The organism is Gordonia sp. N1V (assembly GCF_029269935.1).
Lineage (GTDB): Bacteria > Actinomycetota > Actinomycetes > Mycobacteriales > Mycobacteriaceae > Gordonia > Gordonia polyisoprenivorans.
On sequence record NZ_JARJDD010000001.1, the window covers coordinates 382,051 to 403,430 of the forward strand.

A 21,380-nucleotide genomic window follows, 5' to 3' on the forward strand; every position below is an offset into this window, starting at 1 on the left:
GCGATACCGTGTCGCTGTGGCGGCGAACACCGGAATCGAACCCTACGACGAGGGCTCGGTCGTGGCGACCATCCATCATCCCGAGCAGACGCCGCGGGCGAGCGTCGTCCTGGCACACGGCGCCGGGGGCAACCGGGACACCGCGATACTGCTGGCCTACGCGAATGAACTCGCCGGCCGCGGATTCGCGGTGGCCCGGATCGACCTGCCCTACCGCCAGCGCCGCCCCAAGGGACCGCCGAGCCCCTCGACCGCGGCCGCCGACCGCGACGGTATACGTGCCGCCTGCGCGGCCTTTCGGTCGTTGTCGGCGGGCCCGCTGGTCGTCGGCGGCCATTCCTACGGCGGTCGGCAGGCCTCGATGGTGCTCGCCGAGGACGGCGCCCAGGTGGCCGACGGCCTGTTGTTGAGCTCCTACCCGTTGCACCCGCCGGGAAAACCCGAGAAGGCCCGCACCGAGCATCTGCCGTCGATCACCGTCCCGACGCTCGTCGTGCACGGCAGCACCGATCCGTTCGCCACGACCGACGAGATCGGTGCGGCGATCGACCTGATCCCCGCCCCGACCCGGCTGGTGGAGATCGCCAAGGCGGGCCACAGCCTCGACCCGACGAAGAAACCGACGGCTCCCCTCGCCGCCGACGCGGTCGAGCACTTCCTGCTCCGGGAGATCAGCGCATGATGGGAGATCCGCGCATGAGCCGCCGCGCCGTGCGTCCCACCGCCGAGGTGGCCCGCTCCATCAGCTACTCCCCCGACCTCGACGGAGATGCCGATCCCGGCGAGATCGTCTGGACCTGGGTCGAATTCGAGGAAGATCCGTCACAGGGCAAGGATCGGCCGGTACTGGTCGTCGGCCGCGACCCGGCCGAGAACCCTACAGCCGATGCCGGCCCCGCCGGCAGCGGCACGGCGGAGCACGTCCTCGCGCTCATGCTGTCCAGCAAGGATCATCACCGCGACGACGACAACTGGCTCTCGATCGGCGCGGGCGGCTGGGACTCCGACCATCGCGAGAGCTTCATCCGCCTCGACCGCGTGCTCGTCGTCGACGCCGATGGCATCCGACGCGAGGGCGCGATCCTGGACCGAGCCCGATTCGACAGGGTCGCAACGCAACTGCGCGATCGGTTCGGCTGGCGGTGATCACGCCAGTCGTGTGATCTCCACGACGACGTCGAGGTCGGTGGCCTGGCCCCCGGTGTAGATGCCCTTGAGCGGCGAGACGTCGGAGTAGTCGCGACCCACGCCCACCGACACGTGCTGTTCGGTGATCTCGGTGAAGTTGGTCGGGTCGAATCCCCACCACCCACCGGTCCAGGCCTCGATCCATGCATGGCTCTGACCTTCGACCGTCTTGTCCACGGCCGCATTGGGTTTCGGATGCAAGTACCCCGAGACATAGCGGGACGGAATACCCAGACCGCGCAACATCAGCAGGGTCAGGTGGGCGTAGTCCTGGCACACGCCCTTGCGCTCGTTCCACGCGTCGACCGCGGTGGTGTGCACACCGGTGGTACCCGGGACATACTGCATCTCGTCGTAGACGTAGCGGCACACCGCCTCGACGGCCTCCTCGGGATCGAGGCCCTTGGTCAGCCGCTTGGCGGTCGCCACCAGACTGCGGTTGCGGGGCACATACGGCGTGTTCGAAAGCGCCTCGTCATAGCGGTCCTCGACCTCCTCGTTGCGGATACCGTCCCACTCACGTTTGCGGTCGTCCTCCGGGCGTTCGCCGGGTTCGGTCTCCACCACCGACATCCCCGAAACCTCGAGTTCCTCGTGCGGCGCATGCAGATCGAAGGCGGTGACCGCGGTTCCCCAATAGTCGGTATAGCGGTACGAGCGGGTCGCCGGGACGGTCTCCACACGGTTGACGATGACGTTCTGCCTGCTGTCGCTGCGCGGTGTCAGCCGGGCCTCGTTGTAGGACGAGGTGACCGGGCTCTGGTAGGCGAAGCCCGTCGAATGCACGACCCTCAGTCGCCAGCTCACAGTTCACTCTCCTCGATGACATGTTCCTCACCGTCGCTGACGCGGGCATCGGCCCACGACACGTACGGCGACACATGGAAGTACTGGGCGGTGACCGCCTCGTTGACCGCACGACAGGTGTCCTGCAGATCGAGCAGCCGCTCCTGCAATCCGTCGAGCAGATCACCCGGCTCCAGAAACTCCAGCGAGCTGCGCGCCCGCCCGAGCAGGAGCAGCGCCTCGGCCTGGGCGCCGGTGCGGCTCGGGCCCTTTTCCAGATCGGCCAGATTGTGTTCGGCGACGCTGAGTGCATGGAACACCGACCGCGGGAAAAGCCGGTCCAGCAACATGAATTCGACGATGTTCTCGGCGTTGATGACGCCACGGTAGGTGCGCAGGAAGGTGTCGTGCGCACCTGCGGACACCAGCACGTTGACCCACGCGGGCGAACCGGCGCGATCCCCGGCGCGCGCGAGCAGCATGCGGATGGTCATGTCGACCCGCTCCACCGACCGACCCAGCAGCAGATAGCGGTAGCCGTCGTCGTGGCTGAGCGTGGCGTCGGCGAGTCCGGCGAACATCGCGGCGCGATTCTTCACATACGACAAGAATTCATGGGGACCCAGGCGGCGGGATCGGCGCTCGGCGTCGGCCAGACCGTTATAGGTGGTGTTGAGACACTCCCACATCTCGCTCGAGGTGACTTCGCGTGCGCCCCTGGCATTCTCGCGGGCCGAGCGGATCAGGTCGACGATCGATCCGGTCGACTCCTTGGCGTAGGCGACACGCTCGGTCAGCGACCAGACATCGAGATCGGTTTCACTGGCGGGCGCGTCGAGTCCCAGGACCTGAATGACCAGCCGCACCGACGAGTCTACGTCGGCGGTGGCGTCCTCGAGCAATTGGTGGATCGCGACATCGAGCAGGCGTGCCATGTCGTCGGCACGCTCGACGTATCGCCCGATCCAGTAGAGCGATTCGGCGTTGCGGGCCAACATCATCGGGCATCACCGTCCTGGGTCGGCACCACTGGTGACGGCTGGGTCTGGGTCATCTGGGTCTGGGTCATCTGGGTCTGGGTCATCGAACCCAGAGTTTGTGTCTGTGTGGCCGAGCACATGCCGGCACCTTGCTGTTGTTGCTGTTGTTGGGTTTGCGCCACCAACGGGTCCGGCGCGCTCTCGGCGGGCCGGGCCGCGGCGACACCGCTCTTGGTGACGACCTTGGCGCCGGCGAGTTCTCGTTCGCCCTCGGAGCTGCGGGTCGCGAGCACCCAGGTGTCCTTCGACCCGCCGCCCTGACTGGAGTTGACGACCAGCGATCCCTCCGGCAACGCCACCCGGGTCAGCCCGCCGGGCAGGACCCACACCGACTCACCGTCGTTGACCGCGAACGGGCGCAGGTCGACGTGACGCGGGCTCAGGTTGTCGCCCGCCTTGGTCGGCACGGTCGACAGTTGCACCACGGGCTGTGCGATCCATCCGCGCGGATCGTTACGCACCTTTCGGGCCAACGTGTCGAGTTCGGCCCGGGTAGCGTCGGGACCGAAGACGATCCCGTAACCGCCTGATCCCTCAACGGGTTTCACCACCAGCTCGTCGATGCGATCGAGGACCTCCTCGCATTCCTCGGGAAGCCAGCACCGCAGCGTGTCGACATTGGCGATGATCGGTTTCTCGCCGAGGTAGTAGTCGATGATCTCCGGCACGTAGGTGTAGATCAACTTGTCGTCGCCGACGCCGTTGCCCACCGCCGAGGAGATCACCACGTTGCCCGCGCGCGCCGCATTGAGCAGGCCGGCGACCCCGAGCATCGAATCCGGCCGGAACTGCATCGGATCGAGGAAGTCGTCGTCGATGCGCCGGTAGATGACGTCGACACGCTGCTCGCCCTCGGTGGTGCGCATGTAGACGACGTTGTCGCGGCAGAACAGGTCACGTCCCTCGACGAGTTCGACGCCCATCAGTCGAGCGAGCAGTGAGTGCTCGAAGTAGGCCGAGTTGGCCACGCCCGGCGTGAGGACCACGATGTTCGGGTCGGCCTCGTTGAAGGCCGCCGAGGCCCGTAGCGCGCGCAGCAGATGGCTCGGATAATCGGCGACCGCGCGGACCTTGTGCGAGGAGAACAGGTCCGGGAACACCCGGGCCATGGTGCGCCGGTTCTCCATCACATAGGACACACCCGACGGTGAGCGCAGATTGTCCTCGAGCACCCGGAAATCGCCGTTGGCGTCACGGACCAGGTCGATTCCGGCGACGTGGATCCGGACGCCGTTGGGCGGCCGGATGTTTGCGGCCTGCCGGTGGAAGTGCTCACAGGAATGCACGAGCCGCTTGGGTAGAACCCCGTCGCGCAGGATCTCCTGCTCGCCGTAGACGTCGTCGAGAAACAACTCGAGCGCCTGCACGCGCTGGGTGATACCGGCCTCGAGTTTGGACCACTCCGATGCCGAAATCACCCGCGGCACAACGTCCAACGGGAACGGTCGCTCCTTGCCCGAGAGGGAGAAGGTGATGCCCTGGTCGATGAAGGCGCGACCGAGCGCGTCGATACGGCCCTCGATGTCGGCGCGCTCGGATTCGGCCATCACCTTGAAGATCCCCCGGTAGGCCGATCGGACCTCACCCTGGTGATCGAACATCTCGTCGTAGGCCACACCGAAGGACTTCGCCGCCTCGTAATCCGCGAAAATCCCTGTTTCCGTCGGCTTTACGGAGGTGGTGGCGGTCTTCGCCCGGCCCGTCCGCCCATTCGACGCCGGCTTGCCGTCCGGTTTCGCGGTCGACGTCCGATTCGCGGCCGTCTTCGCCGAAGAGGTCTTACGCGCCTTCTTCGCGGGCGTGTCCGTCGGTGCAGGGCTCATAACCTGACATGTTGCCTCAGATTCAACGATTCGGCATGGTGGTCCGCTGACCCCGACACCCCCGCCGACCCGAGCAATCGGCCGACGCGCGACTCAGCCGCCGATCGTGCGCCGTAGGGCCAGGACCCGTCGGCGCGCTCGCCGCACCAGATTCATCGCACGCGTTTGCGCGGCCGGGCGTGTCACCGGCATCGGCGCCCGGATGATCATCTCGGCCAATGTGTCGAGTGCCGCGGTGAGGACCTCCTCGGCCTGCGGTGCCGCCGCGGCGTCGTCGCGCTCGCGCGGCACCTGCAGGTCGTCGAGCGAGCCGACCACCGGATAGCCCGCAGATCGCAGCCCGGTGATCATCTCGGCGGACCGATCCGCAGCCCATGCCCGCTGTTCGGCTGACAAGCCGTGCGGAGCACCGTCGGACCGGCCCGACATGATGTGGGCGACGACCTGCTCCTTGAGGACCCGCTCGTATCGCTGCCACTCCACGACGTCGGGCTGCAACCGGGTGTTGAGCAGGCGCAGCATCTCGGTCTGGGCCGCCGACAGAGACGTGTTGAGGTTCGGGACCGGAACCGTCAACGGTGCCGGGTCGACACCGAGCACCGACAGGAATCGCTCCCACAGACCGTCGCCGTCACCACGGATGCGTGGCACGGTCACCACGTGCACCCGCTCGGCGCCGACCACCTCCGACCAGCGGGCCAGGACGCGCACATGATCCTGGAACTCCCAGAACGGCTCCTCCTCCGGCACGTCACCGGGCCCCCCGCCCCGACCGTCCGGCGGCGCCGCATGTGCCCGCACCGAGGTCACGAACTCGTCGAACGAGGCACGACGCTGGTTCTTGACGTTCTCCTGCCAGACCGACGGCAACTGACGCGCCAGATCTCGGACGGTCGCGATGACATGGACCTCGTCGGCGAAAGACAGATCCGCGACGAGGCGCCGCGCCTGATCGACGGTGGCGGTGGCGAACAGTTCGTGGGAGACCAACGAGGTCTGGGGCCACGGTCGCATCTGCCCGACCATCGACGCCCACGTCCGCGCATGGGCCGGATCGACCCAGTCGAGGTAGCGGTCGGGCTGCAGATGTGCGGCGGCGTGGAAGTGGTCGGAGATCTCGTTGCCCGGGTACAGCAGCCCCGACTCCTGCAGGGCGAGGTCACGGTTGTGCCAGAGCCGATCCTGTAGGTGCGTGGTACCGGTCTTGGGCAACCCGATGTGGATGTAGACGACGGACATGATGACCGTCAGGATAGTGCCCGATATCTCCGATGCCGCTGAAGCGATGCTGGGTATCGGCTGCCGGTTCGGCTCGCCGGTGAGCTGTCCACGAGGCCACGCCAACCGATCGCCCGCCGCGATTTTGGGGGCAGGTGTCCGGCTGGTAAACTCGATCGCTGTCGCAGTGTCGCCCGACCCCGACCATCGGAATCGGGTCCGGCCTGCTCGGGAGCGTCTGGAGATCCGGCCCGAGCCCGTCGATCACCGATCGGGGTTCGTCGGGTTCATCGCAACCCGACGAGACACGACCGAAAAGCACGAACACCAGACACACGAACTACACAGACGAGGTACATACGCGTGGCAAACATCAAGTCCCAGGTCAAGCGCAACCGCACCAACGAGATCCGTCGGCAGCGCAACCAGTCGGTCAAGTCGTCCCTGCGCACCGCGATCCGCGGTTTCCGTGAGGCCGTGGACGCCGGCGACAAGGACAAGGCCGGCGAGCTGCTGGTGACCACCAGCCGCAAGCTCGACAAGGCCGCCAGCAAGGGCGTCATCCACGCCAACCAGGCCGCCAACAAGAAGTCGGCAATGGCACTCGCCCTCAACAAGCTCTGAACCGTCAGCAAGCCCTGAACCGTCTGCAACCCTGACTGGTCAGCGCGATCTGATTCGCCGGCACGCCTTCCCGACTGCGAGCGCCTGAAACGGCTGCTGCGGCCCGGAGGGATTCGAGGCGTTTCTTCTCCTGCACTTCACCCCGGTGATCCCCACGCGGTCACCGGGGTGAAGTGCGTGGGTCGTCACCCATCCCCTACCCCGCGCGTCGGCGACCCGCGGGTCGCAGTCCCGCGACCCGGACCACCGCATCGGTCAACGCGAAATCCGCGTCCGCGGCCTGTCCCTTGACATCCCCGTTGAGTGCGGCGACGACCACCACCGCCGCGGCAATCGACTCCGAATCCCACGCCCGCCCCTGGGCCTGGGCGTTCTTCACCCGGCGCGGCGACATGCCCAATTCGGCTGCCGCGGAGGCATCAACGTTCCCGAGGGCACGCACACGCGCGATCGCATGCACCGCCTCGGCCAAGGCATCGGCCAGCAGCACCCGCGGGACACCGTGGTGCAACGCCCACGCCAGTGACTCGAGCGCACCCGCGCGGTCTCCGGCAACCGCCTTGTCGGCGACCTCGAAGCCACTCACTTCCGGGCGGCCCTGGTAGTACAGCCGCACCGACTCCTCGTCGACCTTGCCGCCGGTATCGGCGACGAGCTGGCTGCACGCGGCCGCCAGTTCACGCAACTGGGCGCCGACGGATTCGACGATCACCTCCACCACATCGTTGGAGACCCGCACTCCCAGGGTCCGGAACTCGTTGCGGACAAACGTCATACGCTCCGACGGCCACCGCGGCGCCACACACTCGTGCACCGTGGCGTCGGCCTTGCGAAGATCCGTGGCAAGCGACTTCGCGCGGCCTCCCCCCGTGTGGATCACCAGCAGGGTGATGCCCTCGGGCAGCGCCCGTGCCGTCTCGGAGATCAGCGCCGCCGGCTGCTTACCGGCATCGGCAGCCGACTCGACGACCACCACCCGCTCGTCGGCGAACAACGACGGGCTCAGCAATTCCGCGAGTTCCGGGCCGGTGACGTCACCGGCACGCACCCTGGTCACCGGGACGTCGGTCCCGGCTGCCGCCGACCGCTGCGCCACCACATCGTCGATGACACGGCCGGTGAGGAAGTCGTCGTCCCCGAGGAGCAGATGCAGACGTTCGGTCACGGGCCCCATCGTGCCAGACCCCGCCGACACCGCAGCACCGCGATCCGCACCGAGTCGGCGTCGATGTGGCGGACCGCCGCAGCGACGGCGACGATCACGGCCGAGCACATCAGCGACACCATCACCCCGGGCCAGCCCTCCGGTATCCCGATCACCGCCCACCGCCACGACCCGAGGCGATCGGCACACGTGATCATCCACCACACCTCCGGTGCCATGGCGCGGATCAGCAACTCCGACACCATCATCGGGATTCCGTCCACCCTTCCGAACGCCCCGATCAGCGCTGCCGCGGTGCCGACGATCCCGACGACGGCCACCACGGGCGCAACCGCCACGTTCGCCAGCACGGTGACCAGACTGAGGGTGCCGGACAGGTACGCGATCATCGGGGAGGTGGTCACCGCGGCGGCAACGGCCATCGCCGTCACCTCGGCGATCCCGGCGGGCACCCGGACCGCGCGCAGCGCATCCCGGATACCCGGGGCGACCATCACGAGGCCCGCCGTGGCAACGACCGACAGCACGAATCCCGGTTCTCGGGCCAGCTCCGGCCACCACAACACGCCCCCGATGACGGCCGCGCCGAGCGCGGGCAACGCCTGCGAACGCCGCGAACTCAGCAATGCCAGCAGGCCCACCCCACCCATCATCGCCGCGCGCAGCACGCTCGGTGACGGACGCACGAGGATGACGAAGCCGACGATCGTCAGGGCACCGGCGACGGCCACGACCTTCGGTGACGCGCCGGCCAACCGGAACGCGAAGATCACCGCGCCGCACACCACCGCGAAGTTGGCGCCGGAGACCGCGGTCAGATGGAGCAGACCGGCAGCCCGGAAGTCGTCGCGAACCTCCGACGACAGCGCGCTCTCGTCGCCGAGGACCAGACCCGGGAACAATCCCGACGCCTCCGGCGACAACGCCCGTACGGCGCTGCGCTGCAACCGTTCCCGGATGTGACCGGCGACCCGCTGGTGCGGCGGGGGCCGTCCCAGCAACGTCGGTGCCCCCGACTCCGTCACCCGCGCGACGACGAGTTCTCCCGGCGGCGGCGGACGTACGGTCACCAGGACCCGCACACGTTGCCCCGGAAGCACACCCGCCCATGACTGTGCCCGACCAACGAGTTCGGCCCCTGCCGTGGACACCGATCGCCGTGCGACGGCGTCGATCTCGACCCGGGCCCGCACCATCCCCGCCGCGGCGGGACCGAACGCCACCGGGTCCTCACGCAGCGTCAGCCACATCGTCGCCTTGCCGTGCATCTCGTGCACCGGATGACGGTCACGGATTTCCAGCCGCAACGCCATCGCCGTCGCACACGTGGCAGCGAGCACCGCACACACCACTGCCGGGCCGGCGATCTTCCATCCCAGGCGACGCGTCCGCCACATCAGCACGACGACGACCGCGACCACCGTCGAGGACACCGCGATCATCACCGCCACGCGCACCGTGGCGCCGAGGCATACCGCCGTGATGATCCACACCACCACCGCCGGCGACAGCAGGCGCAGATCCTGATCACGCATTCACACCGTCACCAGGCCGCGCAGCTTGGCCAACCGGGACGGACCGATCCCGTCGACCTCGCCGAGCTGATCGACGGAGCTGAAAGTGCCGTTGCGCGTGCGGTAGTCGATGATCGCCTGCGCGGTGACCGGACCGACGCCGGGTAGCGCGTCGAGTTCGGACTCCGATGCGGTGTTCAGATTGACCAGACCGCCCGGATTCCCGGCGGCGCCGGCGGCCGGGGCCGGCGAGCCCCCACCTGCCGAGGCCGACCCTCCGGGGGCACCGGTCCCCGACGGGACCGGGGTTCCGGCGGCGGATGCGCCGCCCGAGGCCACGACCGCGCTGCGCAATGCGAGCCTGCCCTCCTGCGCCGCGTAACCCACGAGGATCTGGTCACCGTCGCGAACGGGCTGCGCCAGGTTCAACGAGACCGTGTCGGCGCCCTCACGCGTGCCGCCGGCGGCGGCGAGTGCGTCGGCGATCCGGGCGTCGCTGTGGAGTCGGACCAGACCTGGCCGGTGCACCAGTCCGACGACACTGACCACCACCTGTGCATTGGCGGCAGGTGGCTGCCCCGCACCCGCGGCGGATGCGCGCGACGGTGCGGACGTGACATCCGAGGGGTTCGACGACGTGGCCGGCCCGCCCGGTGCGCCGAAGTCCACCGCGGGTGCCTCTCCGGAATCGCCGAACAGGCCGAATCCGGCGATCACACATGCCACGACGCCGACGAGAATGATGACGATCGCGGCCGGCGGGGCGACGGCGAAACGGCGGCGCGGCCGGTCGTCGAGTCCGTCCTCGACGTCGTCTTCGAGATGGTGGTCGTCGAGATGGGGGTCGTCGGGATGGGCACCTGGGTCATCGTCGGAGTGCGGGTCGCCGCCCACCCCAGGGTTGCCCACACGGGCGGAAACGGTCCCGGCGGGCTTGGAGCGGACCGGGGCGGGATCGGTGGCGACCGGATCGAGCCAACCCGGCAGTGCCACCGCACCCCACCCGTCGTCGACCGCGGTCCGCATCGGCGACGGGTCGCCGCCGGGGTGTGCGTCGGAATTGTCCTGCGGCGCCGGATCATCGAGTTCGACGGGTGCGAGCGCACCGTCGGTGACGCGCTCGAGCCCGGAGAGTCGGTCGAGTGCCGAGCGGCGCCGGGAGCGGGCGTGAGAGTCCTCGGCGCCGGCCCGACGCGGTGTTCGTGAGGTGTCACTCATGGCGGCGAGCCTAAGGCGACGCACAGACCCGTGCGGCCGCCTGCGCCGTCGTCACCGGCGATCTGTGCAGTATCGCGGTTCTGTGGACTGCGGATCGGGAAATGCCGGCGGGTCAGTCGATCTGGTCGGCGCCCTCGATCGGATCCAGATGGGTGGTCACGGTCAGGCCGAGTGCGCCCGGTCCGATGTGACTGCCGAGGATGGGACCGAGATCGACGGTCAGCGCTGAGGTCACCACACGCAGCCGTTCGCGGACCGTGATGGCGAGATCGTGTGCGGCGTCCGGGATCTGGCAGTGCTGCACGCCCAGGGTCACCGCCCGGCCGTCGGCGAAGTCGACCGCGGTGTCGGTCATCTTCGCCACGGCCCGCGAGAACGTCCGTTGTCGCTCGCGCAGGGTCAGGATGCCGTCGTCGATGGCGAGGATGGGTTTGATCGACAACGCCGACCCGAGCAGTTTGCCCGCCGCACTGATGCGTCCGCTGTTGCGCAGGTTGTCCAGACTCTGCACGCAGATCAGCGATTCGGCGGTGGAGGCCTGCCGGATCGCCGACTCGTAGACCCGGTCGCGGTCGGCTCCGGCGGCCGCGGCCTGCGCGGCGGCGATCGCCGCGAAGCCCAGGCCCAGCCCCACCGAGCGGCTGTCGACGACCCGGATCAGGCCGGGATGATTCTCGGCGGCCAGTCGCGCCGCACCCCACGTCCCGGACAGTCGCCTCGACATCATCACCGCGACCACGCCGGCACCGTCGCTGGCCGCGACTGCGGTATCGAATGCCGCGGCGAGTTCCTGCGGATTGGCGCCCGAGGTCGTCACACCCGATCGGGTGATCAGATCGTCGGGGATGTCGTCGATGCCCTCGCGGTAATCGACACCGTCGAGGGCCAGGTGCAACGGGACCACCGAGATCCGATAGTGCTCGGCGATCGCCGGTGGGAGGCGGGCCGAGGAATCGGTGACGACGACGACAGGCACGGCTCTACGTTAGCCGTTGCATCCGGGTGTCCCACGCCGGTGCGGGTCACTCCGGGGTGGTGTCGGCCACGCGCTCAGTCGGTCAGGATCGGGTCAAGGACCCCGGCGACCGCATCGGCGATCTGCCGGTGACAGTCGAACCCCCAGTGAATCCCGTCCGGATTCATCTCGGCGGCGGGGTCGGCGAAGTGCGCCCGGGTGATCGAGTAGAACTCGACGGTCGGCAGACCCGTCGACGACGCCCACTGTTGCATGGCCGCCGTCGTCGGGATACGACCGGAATGCACGTTCCCGTAGTAGGGACTGCGGTGTGTCGGTGGCAGACACACCACGATCGGTAGATCGGGACGTAGCCGGGTGAGCGCGTCAGCCACCTTGTCCAGATGCTCGACGGTCACCTTCGGCGGGAGCGCCACCGGCCAGCCGAGGCGCGACGCGCGGGGTTGCCACCACTGATATCCCGTGCGCACCGCCTGTCGCAGCCGCGGCGGACGCAGGTACCGGATCTGTTCGCGCAGCGCCGTCGGCAGGGGCGAAGGGAGGCTGTCCATCCCGCCGATCGCGAGGACGACTGCGCGCGCCGACGGGACTGCCGACCAGATGTTGGGGTCCTGGGTCAGCGCCCACCAGACGTCACGGCTGGTCCACCCCACCCGGCCGAACAGCCGGGTCGGCAGAGACACATGTGCGCCGAGGAGGTTCGGCCAGATCCGCGGATCGTCGGCGGGCAGTCCGCCGCCGGGACCGTAGTACGCGAGCGAATCCGACAGTACGAGCAGGCACCCGTCGGGACTCGCGGCCGGTGTGGGATCAGGGCCCGTCGGATCAGGCCCCGTGGGATCGGGCACCCTCACTGGATTGCCGCGTCGGCCACCTCGGCCGAGGCGTTCCACACGTCCAGGCGCCATCGCGGATTCTCACCGGGAGCCGCATGCCCGGACAACTGCACCCAGCTGGTGTTGGCCAGGCCACCGAGAATCGGCCACCGCGCCACCGGCAGATCCAGCAGGGCGGCGGTCATCGCGGCGATGACCCCGCCGTGCGCGACCATCACCACCGGCGACTCCGGGGATGCGCCTGTCCCCCAGTCCTCCAGTGTGGCAACGAGTTCGGTGACGACCGGCACCGCCCGAGCGGCCACGTCGGTGCGGCTCTCGCCACCCGGCGGCGCCCAGGTGGCGTCGTCGCGCCAGATCACCCGGGCACCGGGTGCCTGCGCGTCGACCTCCAGATGGGTCAAGCCCTGCCACTGCCCCAGGTGTGTTTCGCGCAGCCGCTCATCGGTCTCGACCGACAGTCCGGTCGCCAACGCCAACGCCTCCGCGGTGTCGCGGGCGCGACGCAGATCCGACGACCGGATCATCATGGGATTCTTGTCCGCCAGCGATGCTGCAGCCGACTTCGCCTGTTGCACACCGAGTTCGGAGAGATCGGTATCGAGCTGTCCCTGCATCCGGCTGGTCGCGTTGTAACCGGTCTGTCCGTGCCGCAACAGGATCAACCGGCGCACGATCGGCGTGAGGCGTTCGACGGAGGTGTCGCCGCTGTCGGGACCGCCGCTCACTCGGACTCCTGATCGCTGGTGACGTCGACGGTCGGGCAGTCCTTCCACAAGCTCTCCAGCGCATAGAAGGCGCGCTCGTCGGCATGCTGGATGTGGATCACGATGTCGATGTAATCCAGGAGCGCCCAACGGCCTTCGCGAGTACCTTCTCGGCGCACCGGCTTGTATCCGGCCTCGCGCATCTTGTCCTCGACCTCGTCGGTGATCGCATTGACCTGACGCTCGTTGTCGGCGGATGCGATGACGAACAGGTCGGTGATCACCAATTGTTCGGAGACGTCGATGACGGCGACGTCGTGACCGAGTTTGTCCTCGGCCGCCAGCGCAGCCACCCGCGCCATCGCCAATGCCTCGGCTGATGCAGTCACACAAGTCCTTTCATTACAGCGGCCGCCCCGAGCGGGGCGCGATGTCGAACGGCGGGGTCGGTCACGGCGCCGACACCCGGGCGGAGTTGTTGCGCAGCGGTCGATAGAGCCGCCGCTTGGCGATGTACTGCACGACGCCGTCGGGAACGAGGTACCAGACCGGACGTCCCTGCGCGGCGCGCGCCCGGCATTCGGTCGAGGAGATCGCCAGGGCCGGGATCTCGAGCATCTGCAGTGTTTCCGGCGGCAGATCCTGCAGATGCTGGGCGAGGTGACTCGCATTGAGTTCGTAACCGGGCCGGCTGACGCCGATGAAGTTGGCCAGCTCGAACAGCTCTTCCCAGTTCTGCCAGGACAGGATCGATTCGAGCGCGTCGGCACCGGTGATGAAGAACAGTTCGGCGTCGGGCAGGATCGCGTGCAGATCACGCAACGTGTCGACGGTGTAGGTGTTTCCCTCGCGGTCGATGTCGACGCGGCTCACCGAGAAGCGCGGGTTGGATGCGGTCGCGATCACCGTCATCAGATAGCGGTCCTCGGCGGGTGAGACCTCTTTGCTGCGCTGGTCGTTCTTGCGGCGCTGATCGACACTGTGGAGCTCATCAACGCCGTCGGTCCCCGATCCTTCGTCCTCGCCGAGTTTCTGCCAGGGCCGGCCGGTGGGTACGAAGATGACCTCGTGTAGCGAGAACCGGTGTGCGACCTCACTGGCCGCCACCAGGTGACCGTTGTGGATCGGGTCGAACGTGCCACCCATCACGCCGATGCGGCGGCGCGCCTGCGGGCGGTCGGTGGACATGAAGGGTGAGTCTACGCGGTGGGACCCGGCGAGCCGGTCGCGACGGCGGGCGGGCGCATCGTCACACCGGTAGCAGGTCGGCGATGACGGTGGCGAGCTGACGGGCGTTGCGGCACTCGAACATGTCGATGACCTCCGCGTAGTCGTCGGCGGCGGAGTCACCGGTACCCCATTCGGCGCCGGCCTCGGGGTTGAGCCAGTAGGCGTGGCGCGCGCGTTCGACGAGTTGGGCGAGCAGTTCGGTGCGGGGGAAGCCGAAGTTGGTCCGGGCGTCGCCGAGGATCAGCAGGGCGCCGCGGTGGGTGAGCGTCTCGGCGTACTCGTCGACGAAGCCGCGCAACATGTTGCCGTAGTCGGAGTGCCCGTCGCGGGTGATGAGCCGGGCGGTCGAGATCATCCGGTGCATCGCCGCCCGGGCGTCACCGCCGAAGCCGGCGTCGGCGTCGTTGCGCGGGTCGAACAGATCGGTCACCTCGTCGACGGTGTCGATGAACGCGAACACCCGGACCTTCGAGAACTGCTGGCGCAGTGCGTAGACGAGGTTGAGGGTGAATTGGGAGAACCCGGCGACCGAGCCGGAGACGTCACAGATGACGATCAGTTCGGGCCGTCCGGGCCGGGGTTTGCGATGGCGGAGTTCGATGGGCACCCCGCCGGTCGACATCGATGCGCGTAGGGTGGTCCGCACGTCGACCGGCCCGCGGTGGGCGCGTCGGCGGCGGATCTCCAACCGCGAGGCCAACAATCGGGCCAGCGGGTCGATGGTGCGGCGCAGTTCGGCCTGTTCCCTGGCGCCCGCGGTGAGGAAGTTGATGTTCTCCGGCAGGTTGGGCACCGCGTACTCGCCGACGCGTTCGCGGCCGTTGCGCGCCGACATCCGGCGTTGGGTTTCGCGTTCGATCGCCGCACGGACCGCTGCGGCCCGATCACCGGCGGCGCGGCGGAACATCGGTTCGGTACCCAGATCGAGATCCGACGGCGATCCGCCGGCCATCGCCGCCGCGATCCGGGCGATCAGGGTCTGCGGGTCGATCGAGGACAGCGCCTGATACGCCGAATACGCCTCGCCGCGGGCGGATTCGTACCGCCCGAGCATTTCGACGATCTCGGCGACCATCGCGTCGAGACGGCCGTCGGACTCCGAGTCGGGGTCGGCCAGCAGGGTGGCCAGCGCGTCGCGGGTGGCGGCGATGTCCACCTCGCCGTCGGCGGTGCGCGGCAGTTCCTCGGTGCTGGTGCGCGCTCCGGGTGCGGCCGGGAACCACAGGTCGAAGAGTCGATCGAAGGCCGGCCGGTGCAGGTGGTCGTCGAGCAGTGTCGCCGCGAGTCCCTCCCGCAGACTGCTGCGGTCGAGCAGGTCGAGGACCTCGACGGCACGTGCGGCGTCGATCAGGTTCGACGGCCCGACCACCACTCCGCGTCGGCGCAACTCGTCGACGAAGTCGGTGAGGTGTGCGACGAGCGGCGTGGTTTCCGGCACGGCCGACATCAGCCGAGTTTGAGTTCTTTGATGGCTGTGGTGAGATCCGGCCGATGTTTGAGCACGACGCCGAGGGTGCGCGCGATCAGTCCGTTGTCGAGCCCACTTGCCGACGACCCGGAGGTGGGTTCTCCGGCGCCGAGCGCGAGCAGGGTGTTCGCCCAGTCGATGGTCTCGGCCACCGACGGCTTCTTGCGGATGTCGAGGGTACGCAGGACGCCGACCACCCGGACGAGTTCGGCGGCCAGCGACTCGGTGAGCGCGGGCACCCGGGAGGCGAGGATGTCCTTCTCCCGCTTGGCGTCCGGAAAATCGATGTACAGGTACAGGCACCGCCGCTTGAGTGCCTCGGACAGTTCGCGGGTGGCGTTGGAGGTCAACAGCACGATCGGGCGCCGGGCGGCGACGACGGTGCCCATCTCGGGGATGGTGACGGCGAAGTCGCTGAGCACCTCCAGCAGGAGACCCTCCATGTCGACGTCGGCCTTGTCGATCTCGTCGATGAGCAGCACGGTGGCACCGGGCCGCGAGATCGCGGTCAACAGTGGCCGCGGCAGCAGGAACTCCTCGGAGAAGATGTCGGTCTTGGCCTCCGCCCAGTCCCGGGTTCCGGTCGCCTGGATGTGCAGGATCTGCTTGGCGTGGTTCCACTCGTAGAGCGCCCGCGCCTCGTCGATGCCTTCGTAGCATTGCAGCCGCACGAGTTCGGCGTCGGTGGCGGCGGCGATGGCCCGGGCCAATTCGGTCTTGCCGACCCCGGCGGGACCCTCGACGAGCAGCGGTTTGCCGAGCCGGTCGGCCAGGAAGGTGGCGGTCGCGGTGGCGTCGTCGGGGAGGTAGCCGGTGCCGCGCAGACGGGCGGCCACGTCGGGAACGTCGGTGAAGGACGGGTGCACCGTCGAGTTGGTGTCGGTGGGTGTTGTGCTCACAGGGACCCCTCTCACGCCTGGCGGATGTGGCCGTCGCCCCAGACGACCCACTTGGTGGAGGTCAGCTCGGGCAGACCCATCGGACCGCGCGCATGCAATTTCTGCGTCGAGATGCCGATCTCGGCACCGAATCCGAACTGCTCACCGTCGGTGAATGCGGTGGAGGCGTTGACCATCACCGCGGCGGCGTCGACGCGGTCGGTGAACTCCTGGGCCGCGGCCAGATCGGTGGTGATGATGGCCTCGGTGTGTCCGGTGCCGTAGGTGTCGATGTGGGCGACGGCGGCGTCGAGATCGTCGACGATCTTCATCGCGATGTCGAGTGAGAGGTACTCGTCGGCCCAGTCGGCGTCACTGGCGGGTTCCATATCGGCCTCGTCGCCGTGGATGACGACTCCCTGCGACCGGAGGGCCTGGCTGATCTTCGGCATCGCCTCGGCGGCGATCGCCTTGTCGATGAGCACCGTCTCGGCGGCGTTGCACACGCTGGGCCGCCGCGTCTTGGCGTTGAGGACGATGCGGGTGGCGACGTCGACGTCGGCGAGTGCGTGCACGTAGACATGGCAGTTGCCGGTGCCGGTCTCGATGGTCGGCACGGTGGCGTTGGCGACGACGGCGTTGATCAACCCCGCTCCGCCGCGCGGGATGACCACGTCGACCAGTCCCCGCGCCCGGATGAGGGCCGTCACGCTGGCGCGGTCCTCACTGGGCAGCAACGCGACCGCATCCGCGGTGACCCCGTTGGCGCGCAGGGTGTCCCGCAGGACCCGTACCAATTCGGCGTTCGACGCCGCCGCCGACGACGAGCCGCGCAACAGCACGGCGTTGCCGGATTTGAAGGCGATTCCGAAGGCATCGACGGTGACGTTGGGCCGCGCCTCGTAGACGATGCCGACCACCCCGAGCGGGACACGTTCCTGACGCAGTCGCAGTCCATTGGGCAGTGTCTTGCCCGCGACGATCTCCCCGATCGGATCGGGCAGTGCGGCGACCTGGCGCAGACCTGCGGCGATTCCGGCCACCCGCTCGGGTGTCAGCCTCAGCCGGTCGAGCAGGCTGCCCTCGATCCCCGATTCCTCGGCGCGGGCGAGATCCTCGGCGTTGGCGGCGATGATCGACTCGGTCGCGGCCTCGATCTGCTCGGCGGCTGCGATGAGCACCTCGTTCTTGGCGGCGGTGGTCAGCCGGCCCAGAGCGCGGGATGCGCTCTTGGCGGCCGTGGCCAGATCGGTGACGGTCTGCTCGACACCGCTGTCGGTGGGGCTGACGGCGGGTGCGCTCATGGATTCTCCCGGTGCTGTGCGGCGGTGCGTGTTCGGTGATGTCTCCTGGTCGGCACGCCTCCTGGTGGGCTATGACGACCAGCAGAGGCCGACCACCAGAGTACGTGCGGCCACCGACGGCTCCCCACGTCGGGCCCACCCGCCGACGATGCCTCAGCGCTGCACGGTCATCACCCGGCTGTGCCAGCCCGTCGCGCCGTCGGGAATGGGTGGCACGCGTGTGTCGGGCTGGGTGGCACCGGTGGCGTCGGTGGCCCGGCAGTAGAGCGTGTGCTGGCCTGGTTGGGCGTCCCACGTCCAGGTCCATTGCCGCCAGGTGTCGATGGAGTACTCCGACGTGAGTGTCGCCTCCTGCCACGGCCCGTCGTCGACGCGGACCTGCACCGACCGCACGCCGCGATGTTGGGCCCAGGCGGTTCCCGCGACCACCACCGGTCCGACCGGCAGCGAGGCGAAGGGTGCGGGCCGGTCGATGCGCGACGCCGTCTTGATCGGCGCCTTCTCGGCCCAACCACGCTTGGTCCAGTACGACTGTGCGCGGTCGAATCGCGTGATCTCCCAGTCGATCACCCATTTGCAGGCCGAGACGAAGCCGTACAGTCCGGGGATCACCTGGCGGACCGGGTAGCCGTGCTCGAGTGGTAGGGGCGCCCCGTTCATCCCGATCACCAGCATCGCGTCGCGGCCATCGGTGATCGCCGACAACGGGGTACCCGAGGTCCACCCGTCGACGCTCGTCGACAACAACATGTCCGCGTCGGCCTCGGCACCGACCCGGGCGAGGATCTCGGCCATCGGGTAGCCGAGCCATCGGGCGTTGCCCGCGAGGTCGCCGCCCACCTCGTTGGACACGCACGTCAGCGTCACCACGCGTTCCCGCGCGGGCATCGCCATCAGATCGTCCCAGTCGAGGGTGAGCTCACGGGCCACCATGCCGTGGATGCGCAATCGCCACTGTCGGGTGGTGAGTTGCGGAACCGCGAGTGCGGTGTCGATGCGGTAGAAGTCGGCCGCGGACGTCAGGAACGGGGTGGCGCCGGGGAGCTGCACGCCCATCGACGGCGTTATCGGTGCGGCGGCGTCACGAACCGCGGGCAGGCGAAGTCCTATACGTTCGGCGACGGCGCCGCCGGTCGCGGCGATCCGGCGGGCGGCATACCCCGATGCCGCGATCAGCACGGCGATCCCGCCGGAGACCGCGACGAAACGACGGCGCGACCACCCGACGGTGGCGACAGGCTGAGCGTCCTCGGGTTCGGGGGGCTCGGGTTCGGGCCGGTGACGGCTGCCGATCGCACGCCGACTCAGGACGACGAGAACGACAATGCCGATCACGCCTGCGCACAACGACGGCACCGCGTAGAGCGCGGTGCCGGTCGGTCGGGTCACCGCACACACGACGCCCACGACACCGAAGGCGCCGATCACCGCCGCTCCCATCGGGGGTCTGGCGACCTGCAGGACTCCGGCGATCGCAGCGAGTACGACGACGGCCGCCGCGATACCGCTCAGCAACGCGGTCTTGTCGGAGGTACCGAAGGTGTCGATGGCCCACTCACGGATCGCCGACGGCGTGTGGTCGATCAGTTGCGCACCGACCACACCCACCGGCGATGCGGGTGCAACGGCCAGGGCCGCGATGAGTTCTCCCGCGACGAGACCCACCCCCACCGACAGCACCCCCACCGTCATCGCCCGAAGGTAGCGTCCTGCGGTTCGATGCATTGACCGACCTCTCGCCGTGGTGACATGCCGACCGATCAGCCGGCTGCCTCGTCAAGGGTTCGCACGGTGTCACCCACCGGATGGGTCCGTGCCTCAACGGATCTCCAACCCCTCCGGGCCGCACGCACCGCGGGACGTACCGGAAAGTTTCTCGGTGCGCGACCCATCCGCGGCGCCGGGGGAAGCGAATGACTGTGTGAGCACGCCCACTCGGGCTGGCTCATTCCGTCCACAGTGAGGAAGAACATGCGAACCACCGCAGCAACCCGAATCACCCTGGCCGCATCGGGTTTCGTACTCGCAGCCGGCCTGGTGACCGGATGTTCCAGTAGTGACGACTCCGGCTCGTCGACGTCGACCGCGACGAGCAGCATGTCCGGGATGAGCGGCATGACCAGCATGAGCGAAAGCGCCGCCCCGGCGGCGGATCTCGTCGGAAGCGGTTGCGCCGCATACGCACAGGCCAACCCCAGTGGTCCGGCCTCGGTGAACGGGATGGCCATGGCACCGGTGGCCACCGCAGCGGCAGCCAACCCCGAACTCAAGACACTGACGCAGGCCATCTCCGGCAAGCTCAATCCACAGGTCAACCTGGTGGACACGCTGAACAACGGGCAGTACACCGTCTTCGCGCCGACCGACGCCGCCTTCGCCAAGCTCCCCGCGGCGACCGTGGACCAGCTCAAGACCGACTCGGCGATGCTGACCAAGATCCTCACCTATCACGTGGTGTCCGGCCAGATTCCGCCCGCCGACATCGATGGCCAGCACAAGTCGCTGGAGGGTGCCACGGTGACGGTCACCGGGTCCGGCAACGACATCAAGGTCAACGACAACACTTCGGTCGTCTGCGGTGGCATCAAGACCGCCAATGCGACGGTCTACCTGGTCGATTCGGTGCTGATGCCCCCGAGCTGACCCCGCCCCGGCATCGAAACCGCTGACTCCCAACAGGATCGGTTCTCAACAGGAATCGAGTACGTCGGTGAGCACCTGCCGGCTGGCCGCATCGATGGCCAGCCGGTAGGTGTCGGCGACCGCAACAAACTGAATTGAATACCGGCAGTGGAACGCACGCAGCGGCGGCATCCACACGGCCGGCTCGCCGTCACTCTTGGCCTGATTCGACGCGGCATCGACCGCAACCAGATTGGCGGGGTCATTGGCGAACTCGACGCGACGCTGCGCCGGCCACGACCACGCACCCAGATCCCATGACAGTGACAGCGGCACAATGTGATCGATCTGCACGCCGATCGCGGACCGGTCCCGGCGGAAGACGACGGTCGCACCGGTGTACGGGCTGCGGAACTCTCCGGTCAACACGGCCGTCGGGCAACTGCGTACCGACCCGACGGTGACATCCGACAGGTCACGCATCAGGATGTCGTTTCGGGTGTCGCAACCATTGTGTCCGCCGGTGACCGAGACCGCGTCGGTCCATGCCACACCGAACGCCGACCGTTGATAGTCGTCACGATCGGGTCGGTGGGGTACCACAGTCATCCGGCTCAGCGACTGCAGCGCGCGGCGGGCATCGGCGTGCAGGGCCGCATCGGGCGCCTGTCGGTCGAGATGGACGGTCACCGCGACGGCTACCGCCGTGGCCACCACCGCGAGAAGAAGCACCCACCGCCGCAGCGGCCAGGTGATCCCCGCGGGCGCGACGAGCCGACCGAG

Annotated in this window: 21 protein-coding genes; 4 read left to right on the plus strand and 17 right to left on the minus strand. The window is 68.5% G+C overall.

Annotated features, from left to right (window positions below; all coding sequences use genetic code 11):
* Positions 1-16 precede the first annotated feature (16 nt).
* Entirely contained in the window at positions 17-682 is a 666-nt protein-coding gene (locus P3L18_RS01705; RefSeq protein ID WP_276113036.1) for an alpha/beta fold hydrolase, read from the plus strand.
* Positions 683-696: 14 nt separating this feature from the next.
* Positions 697-1,146: a type II toxin-antitoxin system PemK/MazF family toxin gene (locus P3L18_RS01710; protein WP_026920022.1), complete on the plus strand. Its 450-nt coding sequence runs from the start codon at positions 697-699 to the stop codon at positions 1,144-1,146.
* On the opposite strand, the gene P3L18_RS01715 is transcribed toward P3L18_RS01710, so the two are convergent.
* The 4 genes from P3L18_RS01715 to P3L18_RS01730 form a co-directional block, all read right to left on the minus strand.
* Complete coding sequence (locus P3L18_RS01715; protein WP_006370618.1) at positions 1,147-1,995, minus strand: transglutaminase family protein; 849 nt, start codon at positions 1,993-1,995, stop codon at positions 1,147-1,149. It lies immediately after the preceding gene.
* Entirely contained in the window at positions 1,992-2,975 is a 984-nt protein-coding gene (locus P3L18_RS01720) for an alpha-E domain-containing protein (RefSeq protein ID WP_006370617.1), read from the minus strand. Before P3L18_RS01720 ends, P3L18_RS01715 begins: the two co-directional genes overlap by 4 nt.
* Positions 2,972-4,837, minus strand: a complete 1,866-nt coding sequence (locus P3L18_RS01725) for a circularly permuted type 2 ATP-grasp protein (RefSeq protein ID WP_170320214.1) — start codon at positions 4,835-4,837, stop codon at positions 2,972-2,974. The genes P3L18_RS01720 and P3L18_RS01725 overlap by 4 nt, the downstream gene beginning before the upstream one ends.
* A gap of 93 nt (positions 4,838-4,930) precedes the next feature.
* A complete protein-coding gene (locus tag P3L18_RS01730; RefSeq protein WP_276113037.1) occupies positions 4,931-6,076 on the minus strand; it encodes a sulfotransferase family protein in 1,146 nt (381 codons plus the stop codon).
* Between the two features lie 342 nt (positions 6,077-6,418).
* Between P3L18_RS01730 and rpsT the strand changes: the two genes are divergently transcribed.
* On the plus strand, positions 6,419-6,679 hold the full coding sequence (gene rpsT / locus P3L18_RS01735) for a 30S ribosomal protein S20 (RefSeq protein ID WP_006370614.1): 261 nt from the start codon (positions 6,419-6,421) through the stop codon (positions 6,677-6,679).
* Between the two features lie 196 nt (positions 6,680-6,875).
* On the opposite strand, the gene holA is transcribed toward rpsT, so the two are convergent.
* From holA to P3L18_RS01795, 12 genes are all read right to left on the minus strand, one after another.
* Complete coding sequence (gene holA / locus P3L18_RS01740; protein ID WP_026920020.1) at positions 6,876-7,853, minus strand: DNA polymerase III subunit delta; 978 nt, start codon at positions 7,851-7,853, stop codon at positions 6,876-6,878.
* Complete coding sequence (locus P3L18_RS01745; protein WP_006370612.1) at positions 7,841-9,379, minus strand: ComEC/Rec2 family competence protein; 1,539 nt, start codon at positions 9,377-9,379, stop codon at positions 7,841-7,843. Before P3L18_RS01745 ends, holA begins: the two co-directional genes overlap by 13 nt.
* A complete protein-coding gene (locus P3L18_RS01750; protein WP_276113038.1) occupies positions 9,380-10,576 on the minus strand; it encodes a ComEA family DNA-binding protein in 1,197 nt (398 codons plus the stop codon). It lies immediately after the preceding gene.
* A 112-nt stretch (positions 10,577-10,688) separates the two neighbouring features.
* Positions 10,689-11,552, minus strand: a complete 864-nt coding sequence (locus P3L18_RS01755) for a DegV family protein (protein WP_006370610.1) — start codon at positions 11,550-11,552, stop codon at positions 10,689-10,691.
* Positions 11,553-11,626: 74 nt separating this feature from the next.
* Positions 11,627-12,400 (minus strand): diglucosylglycerate octanoyltransferase, encoded by a 774-nt coding sequence (octT, locus tag P3L18_RS01760; protein WP_276113039.1) that lies wholly within the window; start codon positions 12,398-12,400, stop codon positions 11,627-11,629.
* Between the two features lie 2 nt (positions 12,401-12,402).
* Complete coding sequence (locus P3L18_RS01765) at positions 12,403-13,116, minus strand: histidine phosphatase family protein (RefSeq protein ID WP_276113040.1); 714 nt, start codon at positions 13,114-13,116, stop codon at positions 12,403-12,405.
* Complete coding sequence (rsfS, locus tag P3L18_RS01770; RefSeq protein WP_006370607.1) at positions 13,113-13,484, minus strand: ribosome silencing factor; 372 nt, start codon at positions 13,482-13,484, stop codon at positions 13,113-13,115. Before rsfS ends, P3L18_RS01765 begins: the two co-directional genes overlap by 4 nt.
* A 61-nt stretch (positions 13,485-13,545) precedes the next feature.
* A complete protein-coding gene (gene nadD / locus P3L18_RS01775) occupies positions 13,546-14,283 on the minus strand; it encodes a nicotinate-nucleotide adenylyltransferase (RefSeq protein WP_006370606.1) in 738 nt (245 codons plus the stop codon).
* 61 nt (positions 14,284-14,344) lie between these two features.
* Positions 14,345-15,772: a VWA domain-containing protein gene (locus P3L18_RS01780; protein WP_276113041.1), complete on the minus strand. Its 1,428-nt coding sequence runs from the start codon at positions 15,770-15,772 to the stop codon at positions 14,345-14,347.
* Positions 15,772-16,692: a MoxR family ATPase gene (locus P3L18_RS01785; protein ID WP_276113042.1), complete on the minus strand. Its 921-nt coding sequence runs from the start codon at positions 16,690-16,692 to the stop codon at positions 15,772-15,774. Before P3L18_RS01785 ends, P3L18_RS01780 begins: the two co-directional genes overlap by 1 nt.
* A gap of 11 nt (positions 16,693-16,703) precedes the next feature.
* Complete coding sequence (locus P3L18_RS01790) at positions 16,704-17,975, minus strand: glutamate-5-semialdehyde dehydrogenase (protein WP_014360499.1); 1,272 nt, start codon at positions 17,973-17,975, stop codon at positions 16,704-16,706.
* 153 nt (positions 17,976-18,128) lie between these two features.
* Positions 18,129-19,700, minus strand: a complete 1,572-nt coding sequence (locus P3L18_RS01795; RefSeq protein ID WP_276113043.1) for a molybdopterin-dependent oxidoreductase — start codon at positions 19,698-19,700, stop codon at positions 18,129-18,131.
* Positions 19,701-19,946: 246 nt separating this feature from the next.
* On the opposite strand from P3L18_RS01795, the gene P3L18_RS01800 reads away from it, so the two are divergent.
* The gene (locus tag P3L18_RS01800) at positions 19,947-20,618 is read left to right on the plus strand and encodes a fasciclin domain-containing protein (protein ID WP_079930259.1); all 672 of its coding nucleotides are present in this window, start codon (positions 19,947-19,949) and stop codon (positions 20,616-20,618) included.
* A 45-nt stretch (positions 20,619-20,663) separates the two neighbouring features.
* Here P3L18_RS01800 and P3L18_RS01805 read toward each other — a convergent pair whose 3' ends face one another.
* The gene (locus P3L18_RS01805) at positions 20,664-21,329 is read right to left on the minus strand and encodes an HNH endonuclease family protein (RefSeq protein WP_346348415.1); all 666 of its coding nucleotides are present in this window, start codon (positions 21,327-21,329) and stop codon (positions 20,664-20,666) included.
* Positions 21,330-21,380: the final 51 nt, after the last annotated feature.